The following is a 17888-nucleotide window of genomic DNA, read 5'->3' as shown; positions in this document are numbered from 1 at the left end:
CCGGCTCACGAAAGAATCCGCATCGTGCGAATAGCGTTGCACGATGCTGCTTTGTTCAGCGTTTCCTTAGAGATCATCTGCCGAAAGCGTTATCCGTTCGCCAGTGCTTGGCAACGCTTTCTGCTCTACCGCCTGCAGAACTCGGCGCTTGCCAAGCTCGAAGGCGAGCATCAATTGTTTTGGGGTCTCGTTCGCAGCGCCGAGTTTTTCGCAAACTGCTTCAGCAGGCAGCGCAAAGGCGCAGTATCCCCAGCCGAAGCCATACGCCGAAAACCACACAGTCGCATCGGCAGAAAGGATTGGGGCAGTGAGGTTGGTACCGGGCTGATTCATGGCGATCACCGTCCTGTCCGATAAAAGCAAGTATTGATTCTCGCACGGTAAGCGATGGAGGTCGGGGCGAACTCCGCCTCCGTGACAGGCAGGAACCGGCCATCAACGGCCGTTCATCCGCGTCATTGCGCGGACATTTGAGCGTCGGCTTCACCCTGACAGCCGACGTTCGTGGTCGACCCGCAGTCGAGTTGCCGTCGGACTCATGACTTTGGTCAGGAAGAGAAAGCCGCCGAAGCTGCTTCCCATGACCGCGCCTGCACCTGTGGTTGTATTGGCTCGGCAAGCACTGTCAGGCAAGCTGTCACTGCTTCAGACGCGGCAGAAGCGCGAGCGCGTTCTCCCGGCCGATGGCACGCAAATCTGCGTCAGAGAGGCCGAGTTGCCTCATGCGGTGGACTGTCTCCGCTAAAGGTGCGTAGGGGTTGTCACTCCCGAAAAGAATCTGTGCCGTCGGCACCAAGCTGGTAAGAGCGGCGATCGCCGGAGCGAAGGCTGTATCAGCGATGTCGTAGTAGAGGCGACGGAGTTCGTACTCAATGCCGTTAGGGGACTTCTCCGCAAGGTTTGCTGGAGGGAACTCGAGCATGCGTCCGTACATCATGGGCATGGTGCCGCCCGCGTGCGTGAAGATAAAGCGTACGTTTCTGTATCGCGAGAAAGAGCCTGTGTACAACAGATTCGCAATGGCGCGCGCGGTATCCTGCGGAATCTCGTCCACTACCGGTGGGACGTTTGCCAGCAAGGTTCGACAACAGAATGGCACGGTGGGATGCACGAACACCACCGCTTTGCGGCGGTCGAGTTCTTCGAAAACGGGCCTGTACGCTGCATCACCCAGCCACCTGTCACCGTAACTGGTCAGCAAACCGATTCCGTTTGCTTGCAGCACGTCGAACGCATACTCGATTTCGCGAAGACTACCCTCCTGATCGGGCAGCGGAAGGGCGGCAAACAGCCCGAATCGGCCCGGATAGGTCCGGCCGAGATCCGCTGCATACTCGTTGACCCGGCGAGCTGTTTTCCGTGCCTGCTGCGCATCACCGAACCAAACGCCCGGTGTCGTGAGCGACAGTATGGCGGTGCCAACACCGCTGCCGTCCATTGCGGTAATCGCGTGCTCGGGCGCCCAGGTGTTCCACGCTGGAGTAAGCTTGCCGCCGAAAGATGCAGTGATCCGTTCACGGTTTTCAGCGAGATAGAAGGGTGGAATGTGATGATGATGTACATCGACCAGGCCTGACTTCACGATAGCCGGCGCTTGCGCAAATGCGCGCGAAAGGCATCCAGTCCCGATCGCTGCAGCGGAAAGTGCTACCTCTGCGACGCCGGTGAGGAATCCTCGCCTTTTCTCACTGACTGGGGCGTGGATCGAAGGATTGCAGCAGCCACAGCGATTGAGAAGCAGACGTTGCCCAAAGTGATCGTACATACGCTCCTCCCTGCGACGAAAGAAACGATTAGGTCGCGCGCGTTGCAGGAAATTCGTGGCGGCCCCATCTCTCTATAGTCAAGGTAACGATCGGCTGTTGGTCAACAAGAACGCGGCAAGGGACTGTACGCAACCGCTCTCTCCAACACGGCGAGCTCGGAAATTTGACGCCACGGGGCCGGCGGTACGTTCGACGGGTAATCCTGTGGCGACGGACGGCAGACTTGCCGGCTAGTCGGGAAACAAGCAGAAGGGCGGGCTCGAGAACTTTAACGCCCCCTTTGTTCGCTGAGTCCGCCTCGCCCAATGTGCAGTGGTGGCTGATAATATGCCCGCAGCCTGTCGCGTATGAAGAATGTCCGTTTTGCTTGCGACAAGGGCCGTTGCCTGCACGATGCCCTGACGGCCCGCTTCGGGTCGCGTGCTGCCGGTCGCCGTCAGGCAGTGAACGGCCAGTTGCGGTCACTTGTCCATCCCGCAGAGCCGCCATTCGGACGGCTGGTTCGCATCCGAAACCTGCCAGAGGGGCTACGAATACATGTCGGCCAAACCCGACGTTGGCACGACCGTCGGCCAACGGCGGCTGTAGTCAGCTTTGCTGACGTCGGGCCCGCGACAAGTTCGAACGGCGGTCTCGTTCCCGTTGGGAGAACGGCAGGCGATCCGCAGGAACGCACGCCGCATTCCAGCGTAAACAAAATGCCAACATCGCGCGGCGAGCCGCAGGCTGCAGCCGGATTGTTGGTGGCAGTTTCAGTTTGTTCTATGCCTGCTGCGTGCAGCTGTCTTGCCCTTGCGCCGTCCCCCAATCTGCGAACATCGGCATATCCCGAAGGATGCAGCGTAACAACGTATCGGCTGCCACACTGAGCGGCCGTCCCGCCTTGACCAACAGCCGCGCCTTGGCAGCTTCCAACAAAGGATGCGCGATTGGCAGCGCAACGAGCTCGCCTGCCTTTAGTTCGCGATAGGCCGCGAATGCGCCGATCAGCGTGACGCCATTGTTGCGCTTGACAAAGTGGCGCAGCACCGCGAGGGAATTGGTTGTAAAGGTTGGGCGGATTTGAATGTTCTCGGCGTAGGCGAGCATCTGCACGACCTGCCCGAGGCCGAAAGCGGGCGGCATCAGCGCGAGCGGATACTCAGTGAGTTCGTGCACCTCGACCGATCCGCCCCGCACGGCGAGCGGGTGTCCGGCGTGGACGAGCAGCACCACCGGCTGCGACGACGTTGCGATGTAGTCAATATCCGGATGTGTCGGTGGATTATAGGCAAGGCCGATATGCGCACGGCTCTCGGCCACTTCCTGGAGCACGTTGTTGACCGGGAGGATGTCCATGGCCACATCAAGCTTCGGATAGCGCGCGCAGAAATCGGTGAGTACCTCGTCCATCAGGCTGTCGACAAAACCCTCGCTGGTGGCGATGCGCACCTGGCCGTGTTGCAGCCCGCGCAGCGCCTGCAGGCGGTCTTCGAACAGTTCCTGCTGGGAGCGGCAGCCCCGCCAGTACTCGAGCAGGTGCGCCGCGGCCTCGGTCGGCTGCACGCCGCGTGCGTGGCGCTCGAACAGCGGGGCGCCGATCTCCTCCTCGAGCAGCCGAATCTGCCGCGTAATGACGGACGGTGACGTGTTGATGCTGTCGGCCGCGCCACGGATCGAGCCGTGCGTGAGTACCTCATGGAAGTAGCGCAAGCGGCGCTGGTTCAGTTCGCGCATGTTGGAATCCAGGTCGACATGTGAAGCGTTGGCCAAAAAGCAACATTAGTCTACTTAAGTTGCTCTTGCTCTGTTTATTCTTCTGCCCGACGATCCACCTATCGACACCGCATCGAAAACATACGCACTAAGGGAGAGAGAGACATGTCCGCCAATCCGACCCCACAAGACCTGACCGCGCAAGACAGCCCGGCCCGTCAGGCCCTGTACCGAAAACTGAACTGGCGCCTACTGCCGTTCCTGCTGCTGTGCTACACGTTCGCTTATCTCGATCGCGTGAATATCGGGTTCGCCAAGCTCCTCATGCAGAGCGATCTGGGTCTCTCCGATGCGGCCTATGGACTCGGCGCAGGTATCTTCTTCCTCGGCTACGTCCTGTTCGAGATCCCGAGCAACCTCCTGCTCCCCAGGATCGGTGCACGCAAGACCATCAGCCGAATCCTGGTGCTGTGGGGCCTGACCTCGGCGGGCATGATGTTCGTCCATAACGAGACCACGTTCTACGCCCTGCGCTTCCTGCTCGGCGTGTTCGAGGCCGGCTTCGCACCCGGCATGATCTTCTACCTGACCTACTGGTACGGCCAGCGACGCATGGCTGGCGTGATGGCGATTGTCATGCTCGCCGGCCCGATCGGCGGCATCTTCGGCTCGCCGCTGTCGACGTGGCTGATGACAGGTCTGTCCGGTGCACACGGCCTGGCCGGCTGGCAGTGGATGTTCGTCGTTGAAGGCCTGCCATGCGTGCTGCTCGGCGTGCTCGCACTCAAGGTGCTGGCTGACAAGCCGGCCGACGCAAAATGGCTGACCGACAGCGAGAAGCGGATGCTCGCCGCCGACCTGCACACGCCCAGCGGCAGTCATCACTCGTTCGGGCAAGTGGCGCGGGACCCGCGCGTGTACCTGCTGGCATTTGCCTACTTCACCATGATCTGCGGCATCTACACCGTGAGTTTCTGGCTGCCGTCGATCCTCAAGGCCGACGGTGTGACCGATACCATGCAGATCGGCTTGTATTCGATGATCCCGTACATCGGCGCCGCGATCGCGATGGTCGTCATCGGCCGCAACTCGGACCGCTGCGGCGAGCGCCGCTTCCACAGCGCGGTGCCCGCGTTGGTCGGCGCGATCGCGCTGGCTGCGGCGACGGTCGCAAGCGGCAACCTCGCGGTCTCACTGCTCTGCATGACGATCGCCACGGCGATGATGTGGGCGGCTTACTCGGTGTTCTGGGCGATTCCGTCGCAATACTTCAAAGGCGACGCGGCAGCGGGCGGAATCGCGCTGATCAATACGATTGGCCTGATTGGCGGCTTCCTGAGTCCGACCATCATCGGCACGATCCGCACGGCGACGGGCAGCATGGAAGCCGGACTGCTGGTCATGGTCGCCCTGCTGGTCGCGGGCGCCGCGGTGCTCGTGGCGAACCGGCTGCCCGCGCACCAGCGCGCGGTGGCGAAAGCCTGACGACGCTGGCCCGCGGGTCCGCAAGCACATCAACACTATTCGCGGCTTATGCCGTCTGCGCTGACGGCTGTACCGCTGGCGCCCCGACCGATTTCTGGAGACACGACCGTGGCAACACGCATTCTGATTGCAGGCTTTCAGCACGAAACGAACACGTTTGCGCCATCGAAGGCTGCTTACACGAACTTTGAGCGTGGCGAGGGTTTCCCGGCCATGGTGCGCGGCGATGACGTGCTCGCGCTACGCGACGTCAATATTCCGGCGGGCGGGTTCATCGCCGCGGCCGAAAGGCGTGGCTGGTCCCTGCTGCCGGTTATCTGGGCGGGCGCAAGCCCGTCGGCCCATGTCACCGAGGACGCCTTCGAGCGCATTGCCGGCGAGATCGTTGAGGCGGTTCGCATGGGCGGCTTCGAGGCGGTGTACCTCGACCTGCATGGCGCCATGGTCGCCGAGCATACCGACGACGGCGAAGGCACGCTGCTCGAGCGGGTGCGCGCGGCGGCCGGCCCGGCCGTGCCCCTGGTCGCGTCGCTCGACCTGCACGCCAACGTGACCGGGCGGATGCTGCGCGAGGCCGACGCGCTGGTCGCGTACCGTACCTACCCACATGTGGACATGGCCGAGACTGGGGAACGCGCGGCCACGTTGCTCGAGCGCCTGCTCGACCGGCAGGCAGCGGGCTGCTGTCCGCTGCATCGCGCCGCGCGCCGGCTGCCGTTCCTGATCCCGATCAACGGCATGTGCACGCTGCTCGAACCGTCGCGCGGCATGTACGCGCAGCTCGCGGCGCTGGAGACCGGTGGTGTGGCCTCGCTATCGTTCTCGCCCGGCTTTCCGGCGGCTGATTTCCCGGAATGCGGCCCGGTGATCTGGGGCTATGGCGACGACGCCGCGTCGGCCGACGCCGCAGTGCAGGCCCTCTATGACAAGATGCTGGCCGATGAAGCCGCGTGGCAGGTGCCGTTCCTGTCGCCCGACGACGCGGTACGCGAGGCAATGCGGCTCTCCGACGGTGCCGGCAAACCGGTCATCATCGCCGACACACAGGACAACCCCGGTGCGGGCGGCGATTCGAATACGACGGGCATGCTGCGCGCACTGCTGCGCAATGGCGCAAAGGGCGCCGCGATCGGCTTGATCTGGGATCCGGCGGCTGCGGCTGCGGCCCATTGCGCCGGTGTCGGCGCGTTCATCGAGGTGGCGCTGGGCGGCGTCTCCGGTGTCCCCGGCGACGAACCGCTCCATGCGCGCTTCGAGGTCGTGAGCCTGTCCGATGGCGTGTGCCGCTATGACGGCCCGATGATGAACGGCATGCTCGCCGACGTCGGGCCCGTGGCCTGCTTGCGCATTGACGGCGTACTAATCGTCGTGAGTGGCGGCAAGGCGCAGATGCTCGACCGCAATCTCTATCGCATAGGCGGCGTCGAACCGGAAAAGATGAAGATCCTCGTCAACAAGAGTTCGGTACACTTCCGCGCCGACTTCCAGGGCATCGCCCACGCGGTGCTTGTCGCCAAGGCGCCTGGCCCGATGACGGCGGATCCGGCCGATTTGCCGTGGACTCGGCTGGCGCCGGGGATTCGGATGAAGCCGATGGGGAAGGCGTTCTGGGGTTAGGGTTGAGTTCGGGACGGGAGGGCTGCTGCGGAGGCCTTACACCCTGGTCGAACTCTGGAGTTCGGAGTTGGCGCGGCTGGGCGCACAGGTGTAATGCCTGGCGCTGACTCGCCAGTTCGCGTCGCGCGAGGCGATCTGCCGCCGCGGCCTTCAAGGATCGTCTCGGGCTGACGTTCGCCTATGTTCCCGATTGTCTCAGCGCGCTCTCGGTCTCGCATGCCGCATAGCCGAAGACGCTGGAGCGGCCTGGCCTCAGGCCTTGCGAAAGGCAGAAACAACCGAACTCCGGTCATTCGCAGAGAGGCCAGCGAGTGACTGTTACGGGTCGAACTAAGCCGTTCAAAGTCACTTTGCCGGGTCTTCCCGGGCGGCGATAGTTCAGGGAATGACAGGTGCAAGGCCTGTCAGATACAGTCTCTTTTATCGAAGCTTCCTCAAGATCACTTCTTACGTCCCGATGGAATTCCATATGGCGCCTGCAGATCCGCAATCTGTTAACTGGAGTCTTGAGATACTCCGGCTCGTTCCCTCGGCTGCCTTGACGGTGGTCGGACTCCTGATCGCTTGGAAACAGGTCGGAATTGCTCACCGACAGGTCAACATCGCCGACCAGCAAGCAGAATTCTCACGACGTTAATCGGAAATCGCGGACGACAAGCTCAAGCTCGATCTATTCGAACGAAGACTGAAGGTTCCCGAACTGCGCAAGCGCTGCGAAGAAATTATTCAGGAATGCGTCGCGGCGACGAGGCCGCATCTGCGGGACGATGAAGCCTGACTGAACCACCTGGAAAGGAAGAATCGCGCGACGCAGAAAACGGCCTGATCGACCATGCCTGCCCGTGCCCGCCGTCCGTGCAGACACCCCGGATGCCGTGCGCTTGTGACGGCGCGGCATGGTCAGTGCGCCGTGCATCTGAGCGCGGTGCGTAAAAATGTTGATGGTCGGCGGGTGACTTCAAACGAACGCGGGTACGGTTGGCGGTGGTCGGGGGCGTGCGACGGCGGCGGTTTCGGGAATTGGCGCGCGTCCGTCGCGACCATCGAAGAAGCTTTACATCAAGCTCATTGCCAGCTTGCTTTGCTCACCGGCGCGTTGCCAGATAAGAGGTAGTAGAAACTCAATGCTCAGCGTTCTATCATCACACATGGCGCCGCCTTCCTTTAATGACTTCGTTGCATCGGGATATGAAGTCACTAATCCTCGATACATCGGCTCGGTAGGAGAAATTGTCTTCCAGCCTGCACCCTGCAACTTGCGCTCCCAGAGACTAGCGGCGAGAGCGTACTGGAGGAGGGAACTCTTGAAGCTAGCTATGGCCTGCGGGTGTTGCACTCCTTCCTTCGACGCGGCATACAATTTTAATTCAAGGTTTGCGTCGCCGACGAGTACGTTGTAAACGCGATAATTTATGCCTGTCTCGATCTGTGCATCGATCTTCATGAATGCACGTTGCAATTCTCTGCTCGACTGAGCAAACGCCGGTGCTCCCAACAGCAACCCAAGAAAGGCAACAAGTGCAATTTTTAACTTTGTCATTTTTGACTCCCCCTTTCGATTGCGATACGCATTAAGCGTGCCATTGACTCGGGCGCAGCGTATCCATTGGCTAAGAGCCACAACCAACCTTCTTCAAGCCACAGATTCGGGCGTGAGTGTTTCAAGACTGAGACCCCCCCGGTGGTCTGTACTTGTTTGGGGAAGATTACCGAGGGCCGGTTTATCAACTGCGCTCGACGCAATGTGACTGCCCACACGGGCGCGCCGGACGAGTGCGGTAATCGGCGTGCCTTGTGGCCTGAACCAAAAACATCTCGCAACGGCCTGCCGCACGTCGGACCTGCGCACGGTCAACCGGCGGCGTGCACGCCCGTGGCGGGCCGCCTGGTCGCCTTGGCGGGCCTTCCCGCAGGGTGTAGGGGGTATTCCATCTCTACGGGCAAGGCCGCCGAGAACGCGGTCGGGGTGTTTTTTTCATCGCCGCGATTCAAACGACGGCAGGGGTATCGCCCAATGCGTATCAGCGCACAGAAAATCATCGGCAAATGGGTATTGTTGATCCGCGGCATGGGGGAAGTTTTTGCCGTGGCCTGAACCGGGCGCGCTACTGCTCGCATAGATTGCAGCGCGCAATCGGACAGGCGACCAATGATCACACGCCGGCTTTGACCGGCACGACAAAAATGAAACGGGGACCAAATCATGAAACAGGAAACCCTGAAGGGCATCGCGCAGTTGCAGTCACGGCAGCGTGAGCGGCTGGCTGAAGACGCCACGCGCACCCTGCGTGACAGGAACCTGACGCTCTCACAGCGCGAGCTGCTGGGTCGCATGCGCCTCGCGCTGATCGACATCGACGTAGGGACGGTGTTCGGACAGGATCAGGAGAACTACGTGTCGCGTTACGTGTACGAGGCGGTTCAACAGGTGCTTAACGATATCCGGCTCGTGCTGCTCGAATACGGCTGTCCGCCGGAAGCTACAGTGACCGACTGGCTGCGCGAGCGGCTTGAGGCAACCAAATGAAAACCGACAGGTACAGCTCGGCGATTCTGTCGGTGCCAACCTTCGCGCGAAAATGCGCGTCGAGGTGCATTACCGAAGCGAACCGGTACGGCGCGAGCATCGGGCGAATGCTGCGCAAGGTGTGTGACCGCGCACTGCTCCCGAAAAAGCTCACCTTAAGGTCCGTAGAAACCGCTGGCGGGTCCGGGACACGCGTCGATATCACCCGAGTCCCGCGAGCGGTTTGCAGGCGTCTACCGGATGGCGGGAAGCGGCATTCGCGGCTCGGACCTTCCCGCTCATTAGTCCGCCCTGAATAACCCGGAGGGCCTCGTACGATGGAGCTTTGAGGCCGAAATGGTGTTGTGAGATTTGCAGGAACCTGGCACATTAACGCGAGAATCCTGCATTTTTCGATGAGGTGCAGATGGGTCCGAAGATGCCTGTGACGGAGGGAGATTTCTTCCGGCAACCGCTGCGAGAACAGATCAACCTGAAGCATCCGCTGGTGCGCCTGACTGACCTGATCAACTGGGAACGGCTGGGCGCGTCGCTGAGCGAGAGCTTCGTGTCGGGCAAGGGTCGACCGGCGAGCTCGCCGCGCCTGATTGCGGGGCTGCTGTATTTGCAGCATGCGTTCGATCTGTCCGACGAAGAGGTCGTCTGGCATGGGTGGAGAACCCGTACTGGCAGGTGTTCACAGGGGAAACGTACCTGCAGACCAAGCCGCCGATCGACCCGTCGAGCCTGACGCGCTGGCGCAAACGACTGGGCGAAGCCGGCGTTGAAGAGCTGCTGGCCGAGACGATCGAAGCAGCGAAACGTGCCGGTGTGATCAAGACCGCGAGCGTGAAGCGGGTGATCGTCGACACAACGGTGATGGAAAAAGCGATCGCCCATCCAACCGATTCACGCCTGCTCGAGCGGTGTCGCGAACATCTGGTGAAGGCCGCAGAGCGGCACGGCCTGAAGCTGAGGCAGAACTACAACCGCGAGGCGCCGCGTCTGGGGCTGCAGATTGGCCGCTACGCTCACGCGAAGCAGTACAAACGCATGAAGAAAGCACTGCGCACGCTGCGTTCACGCGTTGGACGGGTGATGCGCGATGTGGAGCGACAGGTCGCCCAGGTGGCAGACCCAGGTCGAGCTGCATTGATGGAGCTGATTGGCCGCACGAAGCGCATCCTGGCGCAAAAGCCGAAGGACAAGAACAAGCTCTATGCGCTACACGCGCCGGAAGTCGAGTGTCTGGCCAAAGGCAAGGCGCGCAAGCCGTACGAATTCGGCGTGAAAGTGTCGATCACGACAATTCACAAGGAAGGACTCGTGGTGGGCATGCGCTCGATGCCGGGCAGTCCGTACGACGGTCATACGCTGGCTGAAGCGCTGGAACAGGCGGCAATCCTGAGCGACGCCACGCCGGAAGTCGCCATCGTCGACCGTGGATACAAGGGTGTCGCGGTCGACGGCGTGAAGATCTATCACCCGGGCTTGCGGCGGGGTATCACACGTGGACTACGGGCGATGATCAGACGGCGAAGTGCAATCGAGCCAGCCATCGGCCACATGAAGACAGACGGAAAACTTGATCGCAACTGGGTCAAAGGCGCGCTCGGCGACGCGATGCACGCGGTGCTGTGCGGCGCCGGCCACAACCTGCGGATGATCCTGAGGAAGCTGCGGCTTTTTTGCGTCTTCATTCTCGCGGCCTTGCTCAACCACTGCATTGCCGTCGGCGTGATGGTGTGACGCCGGCAGTACGAGAAGCGAATTGTTCAGGGGCGACTCATTAGCAGCGACGACAACATCGTCGGACGGCTCCCCGCGCGGCATGCCCACTTCTGAGTTTTTTCATCGGATTTGCGCCGCCATCAGCCGGTCACGACAGGCAACAAGGGGCCATCTGCCGCCATTCGTTCGCGCGATCGGTCGGTCATTCGGACGTCGGCTTGGCGCCGACAACGGACCTTAACTGTTTGCACGTGTCCGAACGGACGCGCGGCTAGGCTGTCGCGGAAACCGCCTTTTGCATGCCTGATCCCAACGATCGCGTTGGCTTCTTAAGCATTGGCTTGTTAATAGCGTGCACGCGGAGTCAACATGCGGACTCATCAAGCGCCCCGTCACTCGGCGCCCGGGTGCAAAACCCCGGATGCGCCATCGGACCCTCGTTGCTTTCCAGTCCTCCGTTTCCTAATCTGATCGGAGAGGCTCGGGTCGATGAAAATCGGCGAGCCGTCATGCACTCTATTGGAGGTCCGAAGTGTCCTTTGATCGAACTGAGACAGCCGTGGTTTTCATTGATCCGCAAGTCGATGTCTTAAGCAAGAATGGCAAGAACTGGGGCGCGGTGGGAGCAAGCGTGACAGAGAATAAGACGGTAGAAAACATGCTGCGAATCTTCAAGGCGGCGAAGTCCGCAAAATTTCCGGTCTTAATTTCGCCACATTACTTTTTCCCGACCGATCGCGTATGGAAATTCAATGGACCGTTGGAGACCGATGAATTCGCTACCGGCACGTTTGCGCGTAGTGGTCAGTTGAGTCTGGAAGGTTTCGAAGGCTCCGGCGCTGATTGGCTCGACGAATTCAAGCCTTACATCAACGACGGCGAAACGGTTGTTGTGAGTCCGCACAAGGTCTTCGGGCCGCAAACCAACGATCTCGTCCTTCAACTGCGTAAGCGAGGAGTTAGGAAGGTGGTACTGGGAGGCATGCTTGCCAACATGTGCGTGGAGTCACATCTGCGTGATCTGCTCGAACAGGGATTCGAGGTCTATGTCGTTAGCGATGCCACTGCCGGACCGCGTCATCCCGTTTGGGGCGACGGCTACAAGGCGGCGATGATCAACTACGCATTTCTCGCGCACGGCGTGGTGACTACCGACGAGGTTGTGGCCTCAATGGAATGACGCACAACCAAGATCGGCTGGCGGGCGAACAGACTGTCGGCCTAAAGAGCGCATTTGCCCAGTTGCGAGGCCCCAGCATGTTTCCCGGACGGATTGCCGACCGCCTACTTACCCCGCTGCAATGTCTCATGACGCACGAGTTCACGCCGGTGGCTCATTTTTAATTGAAAGGTCACCTTAGCAAGGAGAATGACAATGAACACGGTCACGACCAAAGACGGTATTCAGATCTTCTACAAGGACTGGGGAACAGGGCAGCCTATCGTTTTCTCACACGGATGGCCACTGAGCGCGGACGATTGGGATGCCCAGATGATGTTCTTCCTGAACCTCGGCTTCCGTGTCATCGCGCATGACCGTCGCGGTCACGGGCGGTCAACGCAGACGGCCGACGGTCATGATATGGATCACTATGCCGATGATCTCGCGGCCGTTACCGAGCATCTTGACCTTAAAAATGCAGTCCACGTGGGCCACTCGACCGGGGGCGGTGAGGTCGTTCGCTATCTCGCGCGTCACGGCGAGAGTCGCGTAACCAAGGCGGTGCTGATCAGCGCTGTGCCCCCGCTGATGGTGAAGACCGCTAACAACCCGGTAGGTCTTCCCAAGGATGTTTTTGATGGATTTCAGGCGCAGGTTGCCAACAACCGCTCACAGTTTTACCGTGATGTTGCTGCCGGGCCGTTCTACGGTTATAACCGGCCAGGGGCCAAGCCGTCCGAAGGCGTGATCCTGAACTGGTGGCGTCAGGGAATGGAGGGCGGAGCCAAAGCGCACTACGACGGGATCGTGGCCTTTTCCCAGACGGATTTCACCGAAGACCTGAAGAAGATCACAGTCCCGACGTTAGTGATGCACGGCGACGATGATCAAATCGTACCTTATGCCGACTCTGGGCCGTTGAGCGCGAAATTGCTGCAGAACGGCACCTTGAAAACCTATAAAGGCTTCCCACACGGCATGCCCACCACGCAAGCCGATACGATCAATGCGGATCTCCTGGCGTTCATCAATTCCTGAATCGTCAGGCATCCTGGTGCGCCTGGGGCGAGCAAACGACTGGTCTACCTCGTAAGCGGCCATTGCCTTCAATTCAGCTCGGCCGTCCGTTGAGGGTCGGGGGCTGACAATCGAAGTCGCTAGGGCAAAGGAGCGAATCGACGCGGCGAGGTCGGCGGGCGTCGACGCAACGAAGGCGCGGCGTGCGCTGGCGTGCCTGGACCAGGAGCTCGCGGACGCAAAGAAGCGCATGATCGAAGAATTCCATCGCGTGCCCAGCAACCCGTACGCATAACGATCGACGGCGACAAGAGGTAAGGCACGACGGCCCGCTTTCGAGCGGCTTTTTCTTTGCCCAGCACCTGATTGCAAACTCCAATCAAGGCCAGAGCATTCCGCCGATCGGCGCGGCACTGAACGAATCGACGCGATGAAGTGGTTCACGCAGGCGCCGTCCGACCACGGCAAACTGAAGTACCTTATCCGACCGATCATGGCGCGTAAGACCTCACCTCGTTGCGGGCAGCACGAGGCGCGCATTCTGTAAAGAACGAACGTCCTGGAATGCTTGTTGCGTAGCCTAACCTGTCCAGTGCGCAGACGCTGGGGAGGAAATATGTACGGCCATTCTTGCGAACCGTATCGGGGGCACGGCGTTTACGTCGAGGTAACGGAGAATCAATCCGTGTCGTTCAACGGTGCCGAGCGGCGTTACGCAGTCGCGTGGTACGTGTATAAGCGGGAGCCCTTCATCCAAGCAAACGTGATTGCACGTTTTGCCGAGTCGGTTGAATTTTTGTCCACTGACGAGGCAGTGCGTTACGCAGAGGGGCGCGCGCATACGTTCGTCGATTGCTCACGCGTCATCTCGAGGGAGTGACGTCACCACGCACAAGTGATGTGTGGCTGCTCCAGGTGCATGTTACGGTGTATCCATATGATCTCGCCGCAGACGCGGAAAAGCCGGTTGCATGGGCGGCGGGAAATTTTTTCGCAACAACGTGATCTACCGCGCAGTGTGACGCACAGGTACTCCCTGATTATTGATCGCGCTGACTCACCGTTGGCTGTATGAAGAGGTGGTCGGGACAGTGGCGTTTTGTGTCCCCGGCGTGAAAGTCCGATTTGAAGCCGGCGGAATGTCACCTGACGATGAGAGGAGTTCATCATGCTGCGGTGGATAACCAGCTGGGCTGTACGCAACGCGCTTACTCCGGAGAAGCAGGCCGAAAAAGCGTTGCGGGAATTGCGTCTGGAACTCTTCCAGGCTGAACAACGCATCCTTGACGCGCAGATGCACGCAGATTACTACCGAGCCCGCCTGGCCTTTTGTGAAGCCGTGTTGAAAAGCGGCATCGAGCAGGTAAGCGATCAGCGGAAGGAGCCGCAGACAGGCTGGCAGGCATTGAGGACAGGCCCCAAACTCACAGCGGCCCAATAGCCCAAACCGTTGTGTCGGCGGAGCGGCGACTCCTTCCAGATTTCGCCGTTCAGACTGAACAGCTCGGTGACGTCATCGACGAGCTGCCACCGCTATTCCAACAGTCGCGGCCGACGACGGATCAGCGCCAGCTCTCCGACAGCTGGCCGGGTCGCCCCACGGCTCGGTCTTGCGCCTCGGGGCGACCGGCTTCGACGGGCGCTCTGCGCCCAGCGTCCGATGCGCCTGCTCAGTGCATAGCAGTGCGCGCGTGCTGCCATGAACAAGTCAGACCAACAGCATCGACACGGGTCCGCCGGCCGGCATGACTCGTCTCCCTTTCCGGTCGATTCGCCAGGCCATTTACCCCCCGCCAGGAAAAAAGCCGACGCTCCGCGTCGGCTAAAGATTCCGGCCATTCCGAGGGTCAGGCCAGAACCTGAGAGGCCCGCATTATTGCATCCATCACCTGGAGCGTGTGTTGGCGACGGGTTTGACCCATTTAACGACGATTAAAACTCATTGCGCATCGACCTGATGGGTAAAACAACTTTCATATGAAGATTGCATCCGTTCTGCCGATAATAGAGGTAGAACAGATGCTCTATTTTCCGGCTTCGGTGCGGGATTTGCTCGCTGATGTCAACAATACCAAGGGGTCAATCATGCAGTCTCTCAAAAACCTGAAGGTGGTCACCCAGCTGGTCCTGGGATTTTCCGTGGTTATTGTCCTGCTGGTTGGATTGGGCGCGTTTTCTCTGTTCGAGTTGAGGGGCGAAAACGCTCACGTCGCTGAGTTGCGCGACAACTGGCTGCCAAGCGTGCGCAGCAGTCTGCAAATGCAGGCGGGCCTGCGCGAGATCCGCCTCAACGAATACCGGGCGGCCGGCTCGGCGACGCCAGCCGAAGCCCAGAAGGCGGAACCCCTGATCGAGGCGGGACTCGCGAACTACCGGCGCGCCGATGCCGAATACCAGAAGCTGATGACCGAGCCGGAGGAGAAAACCGCCTACGCAGACATTCAGACGCTGATGCCGCAGTACCTGGACCTCGATCAGCAGGTCCGGGCGCTGGCGAAAGCGGGCAAACAGGCGGACGCGATGGAGCTCATGACAGGTCAGTCGGCCACTATTCGTGACGCGATCGAAAAAGACGTCAAGACGATCGTCGACGTCAACGTGGCGGGGGCGACCCGCGAAGGCGAGGCTGCAGATCGGGCGTATTCACGGGCGATTGCGCTCGTGACCGGACTGATCATCGCAGCGGCTGTGGTCGCGTTGGGTGTGGCGCTGGTCATTGCACGCGGCATCGCGAAACAGCTCGGTGGCGAACCCCGGGATGCCGCGGCGCTTGCAGGCGATATCGCGGCCGGCAATCTGCGCGTTGCAGTGCGATTGAAGGCCGCAGACCGTTCCAGCCTGATGTTCTCGCTTGGGGCCATGAAAGACCAGCTGACGAGCATCGTGCAGGGCATCAAAACCTCCAGCGAGTCGATCTCGGTCGCTGCAGGCGAAATTGCGCAAGGCAACAGCGATCTGTCGCAGCGTACGGAGGAGCAGGCCGCATCACTTGAGGAGACCGCTTCGAGCATGGAAGAGCTGACGGGCACGGTCCGTCAGAACGCGGACAACGCGAAGGAGGCGACCACGCTGGCCAGCGTGGCATCGGAAATAGCGCAGCGTGGTGGCGAAGTGGTCGGACGCGTCGTCGAGACGATGCATGGGATATCCGACAGCTCGGCCAAAATGACCGAGATCATCAGCGTGATCGAAGGCATCGCGTTCCAGACCAACATCCTCGCGCTCAATGCCGCTGTCGAGGCAGCCCGGGCCGGCGAACAGGGTCGTGGGTTTGCAGTCGTGGCCAGCGAGGTTCGAATGCTCGCACAACGTAGTGCAACCGCGGCGAGAGAAATCAGGGAACTGATTGGCGAGTCGGTGACGCGCGTGGATGCCGGCTCGAAGCTCGTTGAGGAAGCAGGTAGCACGATCAACGAAATCGTCCGGTCGGTGAAACGCGTGACAGGCATCATGAGCGAAATCTCGTCGGCATCGGAGGAACAGAGCACCGGTATCGAGCAAGTCAATACGGCCGTCAGCCAGATGGACGAGGTGACCCAGCAGAATGCTGCCCTGGTCGAAGAAGCCGCGGCTGCTACGCAATCAATGGCCCAGCAGGTGCAGGCCTTGCGTGAAGCGGTGGCGGTCTTCAGGGTTGACGAGACCGGATCAGGGAGCGCCGCGCTCGCCGTGACGCCAGCACGATCGCCGGCCGTGGCGGTCGCGATGAAGTCCGCGAAATCGGAGCCCGGCCGCCGCGCGCAGCGCCCCGCGAACCAACCTGCATCAGCGGCGTCCGCTGATATTGCCGCAGCGCCGGAATGGCAGACGTTCTAACGCCGGCCGGAACCGCGACGGTGAATGCACCTGGCCGACCTGATGCGCTCGTGCCCGGCATCGTGCAATCCGGAACCGTTTTGGATGCATGACGCGCCTGCATCGTCCGTCCAGTCATTCGAAGTTGCACGACCGGCCGGATCGGAGGAACATCCACGCACGATCGGCATCGACAATGTCTCAACAGAACAGGACACGTTCAGGAATGTCAGCAAAAAAAGCCTTGCCCGGCCCCGCCGACGGGCAGGCGACATCCAACAGCGAAGCGGTCATGCCGGAGTATGTCTATCTCGGACGGCAACCGATTCTTGATCGCGATGGGGCACTGAGTGCGTTCGAACTGCTGTTCCGCGCCGGGGCCGGCAATTTCGCCCAGGTCACGGATGACGTCGAAGCCACTGCGCACGTCATCGCGAGACTCGTCGGCGATATGGGCCTCAGCGCTGCGCTGGGCGATCATGCGGGCTATGTGAATGTCGACCGGACGGTGCTGATGTCCGACATAGTCCAGTTGTTGCCGCCTGAGCGCTTCGTGCTCGAAATTCTCGAAACGGTGACGTTCGACGAGGCACTCTTCAGGCGCTGCCGCGAACTGCGGCGCGCGGGCTTCCGGCTCGCGCTGGATGATGTTTCGCAGGTCACCCCGCGTCTGGCCGAACTGCTGCCGTGCGTTGATATCGTCAAAATCGACTTTCTCGACTGCACGCGCGAGGACCTTAACGAACTGATCGGCGTCGTCAGGCAACACGGGAAGGTATTGCTCGCCGAGAAAGTCGAAACACCGGAAGAGCATGACGTCGCCATGCGCGCCGGCTTCGAGCTGTTTCAAGGCTACTATTTCGCCAAGCCGCAGGTGCTGACATCGCGGCGTCTCACGCCATCGCGCGAAGCGCTGTTGCGCCTGCTGGTGCTGCTGTGCGGCGAACCGGGGATTGTCGAGCTCGAAGCCGAGCTTAAGCGGAATCCGAGCGTCGTAATGCAACTGTTGCGGCTGCTCAATTCCAGCGCGTTCGGGCTTGCCCGGACGATTTCATCGTTGCGTGAAGCGATCATGATAGTCGGCACCCGGCAAATCACGCGCTGGGCGCAGTTG

Annotated in this window: 11 protein-coding genes and 2 pseudogenes; 10 read left to right on the top strand and 3 right to left on the bottom strand. The window is 60.8% G+C overall.

Annotated elements, in window-relative coordinates; all coding sequences use genetic code 11:
* The coding region (locus tag GNZ13_RS51805) for a hypothetical protein (RefSeq protein WP_216675264.1) at nt 1-357 on the top strand (357 nt) is incomplete at its 5' end.
* A 280-nt stretch (nt 358-637) separates the two neighbouring features.
* On the opposite strand, the gene GNZ13_RS44465 is transcribed toward GNZ13_RS51805, so the two are convergent.
* Together GNZ13_RS44465 and GNZ13_RS44460 are read right to left on the bottom strand one after the other, a co-directional pair.
* Nucleotides 638-1582 carry an amidohydrolase family protein gene (locus tag GNZ13_RS44465; RefSeq protein ID WP_216675263.1) on the bottom strand — a complete coding sequence of 315 codons (945 nt, stop codon included), beginning with the start codon at nt 1580-1582 and terminating at the stop codon, nt 638-640.
* Nucleotides 1583-2528: 946 nt separating this feature from the next.
* Nucleotides 2529-3482, bottom strand: coding sequence for a LysR family transcriptional regulator (locus GNZ13_RS44460; protein ID WP_172177003.1), 954 nt, complete (start codon nt 3480-3482; stop codon nt 2529-2531).
* Between the two features lie 144 nt (nt 3483-3626).
* Between GNZ13_RS44460 and GNZ13_RS44455 the strand changes: the two genes are divergently transcribed.
* Together GNZ13_RS44455 and GNZ13_RS44450 are read left to right on the top strand one after the other, a co-directional pair.
* The gene (locus tag GNZ13_RS44455) at nt 3627-4946 is read left to right on the top strand and encodes an MFS transporter (RefSeq protein ID WP_172177001.1); all 1320 of its coding nucleotides are present in this window, start codon (nt 3627-3629) and stop codon (nt 4944-4946) included.
* Between the two features lie 108 nt (nt 4947-5054).
* A complete protein-coding gene (locus tag GNZ13_RS44450; RefSeq protein ID WP_172176999.1) occupies nt 5055-6563 on the top strand; it encodes a M81 family metallopeptidase in 1509 nt (502 codons plus the stop codon).
* Between the two features lie 1054 nt (nt 6564-7617).
* Here the strand turns inward: GNZ13_RS44450 and GNZ13_RS44445 are convergent.
* Entirely contained in the window at nt 7618-8103 is a 486-nt protein-coding gene (locus tag GNZ13_RS44445; protein WP_172176997.1) for a hypothetical protein, read from the bottom strand.
* A 663-nt stretch (nt 8104-8766) separates the two neighbouring features.
* Here GNZ13_RS44445 and GNZ13_RS44440 point away from each other — a divergent pair.
* The 7 genes and pseudogenes from GNZ13_RS44440 to GNZ13_RS54025 form a co-directional block, all read left to right on the top strand.
* On the top strand, nt 8767-9090 hold the full coding sequence (locus GNZ13_RS44440) for a hypothetical protein (RefSeq protein ID WP_172176995.1): 324 nt from the start codon (nt 8767-8769) through the stop codon (nt 9088-9090).
* A 406-nt stretch (nt 9091-9496) separates the two neighbouring features.
* Nucleotides 9497-10818 (top strand): annotated as a pseudogene (locus tag GNZ13_RS44435) (IS5 family transposase).
* 514 nt (nt 10819-11332) lie between these two features.
* Complete coding sequence (locus tag GNZ13_RS44430) at nt 11333-11980, top strand: cysteine hydrolase (protein ID WP_172176993.1); 648 nt, start codon at nt 11333-11335, stop codon at nt 11978-11980.
* A 195-nt stretch (nt 11981-12175) separates the two neighbouring features.
* Entirely contained in the window at nt 12176-13000 is an 825-nt protein-coding gene (locus GNZ13_RS44425) for an alpha/beta fold hydrolase (protein ID WP_172176991.1), read from the top strand.
* 1147 nt (nt 13001-14147) lie between these two features.
* Nucleotides 14148-14420: a hypothetical protein gene (locus tag GNZ13_RS44420; RefSeq protein ID WP_172176989.1), complete on the top strand. Its 273-nt coding sequence runs from the start codon at nt 14148-14150 to the stop codon at nt 14418-14420.
* A gap of 644 nt (nt 14421-15064) precedes the next feature.
* Nucleotides 15065-16795 carry a methyl-accepting chemotaxis protein gene (locus GNZ13_RS44415; protein WP_172176987.1) on the top strand — a complete coding sequence of 577 codons (1731 nt, stop codon included), beginning with the start codon at nt 15065-15067 and terminating at the stop codon, nt 16793-16795.
* Between the two features lie 88 nt (nt 16796-16883).
* Nucleotides 16884-17816: pseudogene (locus GNZ13_RS54025) on the top strand (EAL and HDOD domain-containing protein); the annotation flags it as partial.
* Nucleotides 17817-17888 lie beyond the last annotated feature (72 nt).

It is taken from the genome of Paraburkholderia elongata (genome assembly GCF_013177735.1).
Classification (GTDB): domain Bacteria; phylum Pseudomonadota; class Gammaproteobacteria; order Burkholderiales; family Burkholderiaceae; genus Paraburkholderia; species Paraburkholderia elongata.
This window is presented reverse-complemented; position numbering and strand designations above follow the sequence as displayed.

What these genes read in the sequence shown, in the direction of transcription:
- GNZ13_RS44445 (WP_172176997.1), bottom strand. Translation starts at nt 8,103, where the DNA reads ATGACAAAGTTAAAAATTGCACTTGTTGCCTTTCTTGGGTTGCTGTTG.
- GNZ13_RS44425 (WP_172176991.1), top strand. Translation starts at nt 12,176, where the DNA reads ATGAACACGGTCACGACCAAAGACGGTATTCAGATCTTCTACAAGGAC.
- GNZ13_RS44420 (WP_172176989.1), top strand. Translation starts at nt 14,148, where the DNA reads ATGCTGCGGTGGATAACCAGCTGGGCTGTACGCAACGCGCTTACTCCG.
- GNZ13_RS44460 (WP_172177003.1), bottom strand. Translation starts at nt 3,482, where the DNA reads ATGCGCGAACTGAACCAGCGCCGCTTGCGCTACTTCCATGAGGTACTC.
- GNZ13_RS44415 (WP_172176987.1), top strand. Translation starts at nt 15,065, where the DNA reads ATGCAGTCTCTCAAAAACCTGAAGGTGGTCACCCAGCTGGTCCTGGGA.
- GNZ13_RS44455 (WP_172177001.1), top strand. Translation starts at nt 3,627, where the DNA reads ATGTCCGCCAATCCGACCCCACAAGACCTGACCGCGCAAGACAGCCCG.
- GNZ13_RS44440 (WP_172176995.1), top strand. Translation starts at nt 8,767, where the DNA reads ATGAAACAGGAAACCCTGAAGGGCATCGCGCAGTTGCAGTCACGGCAG.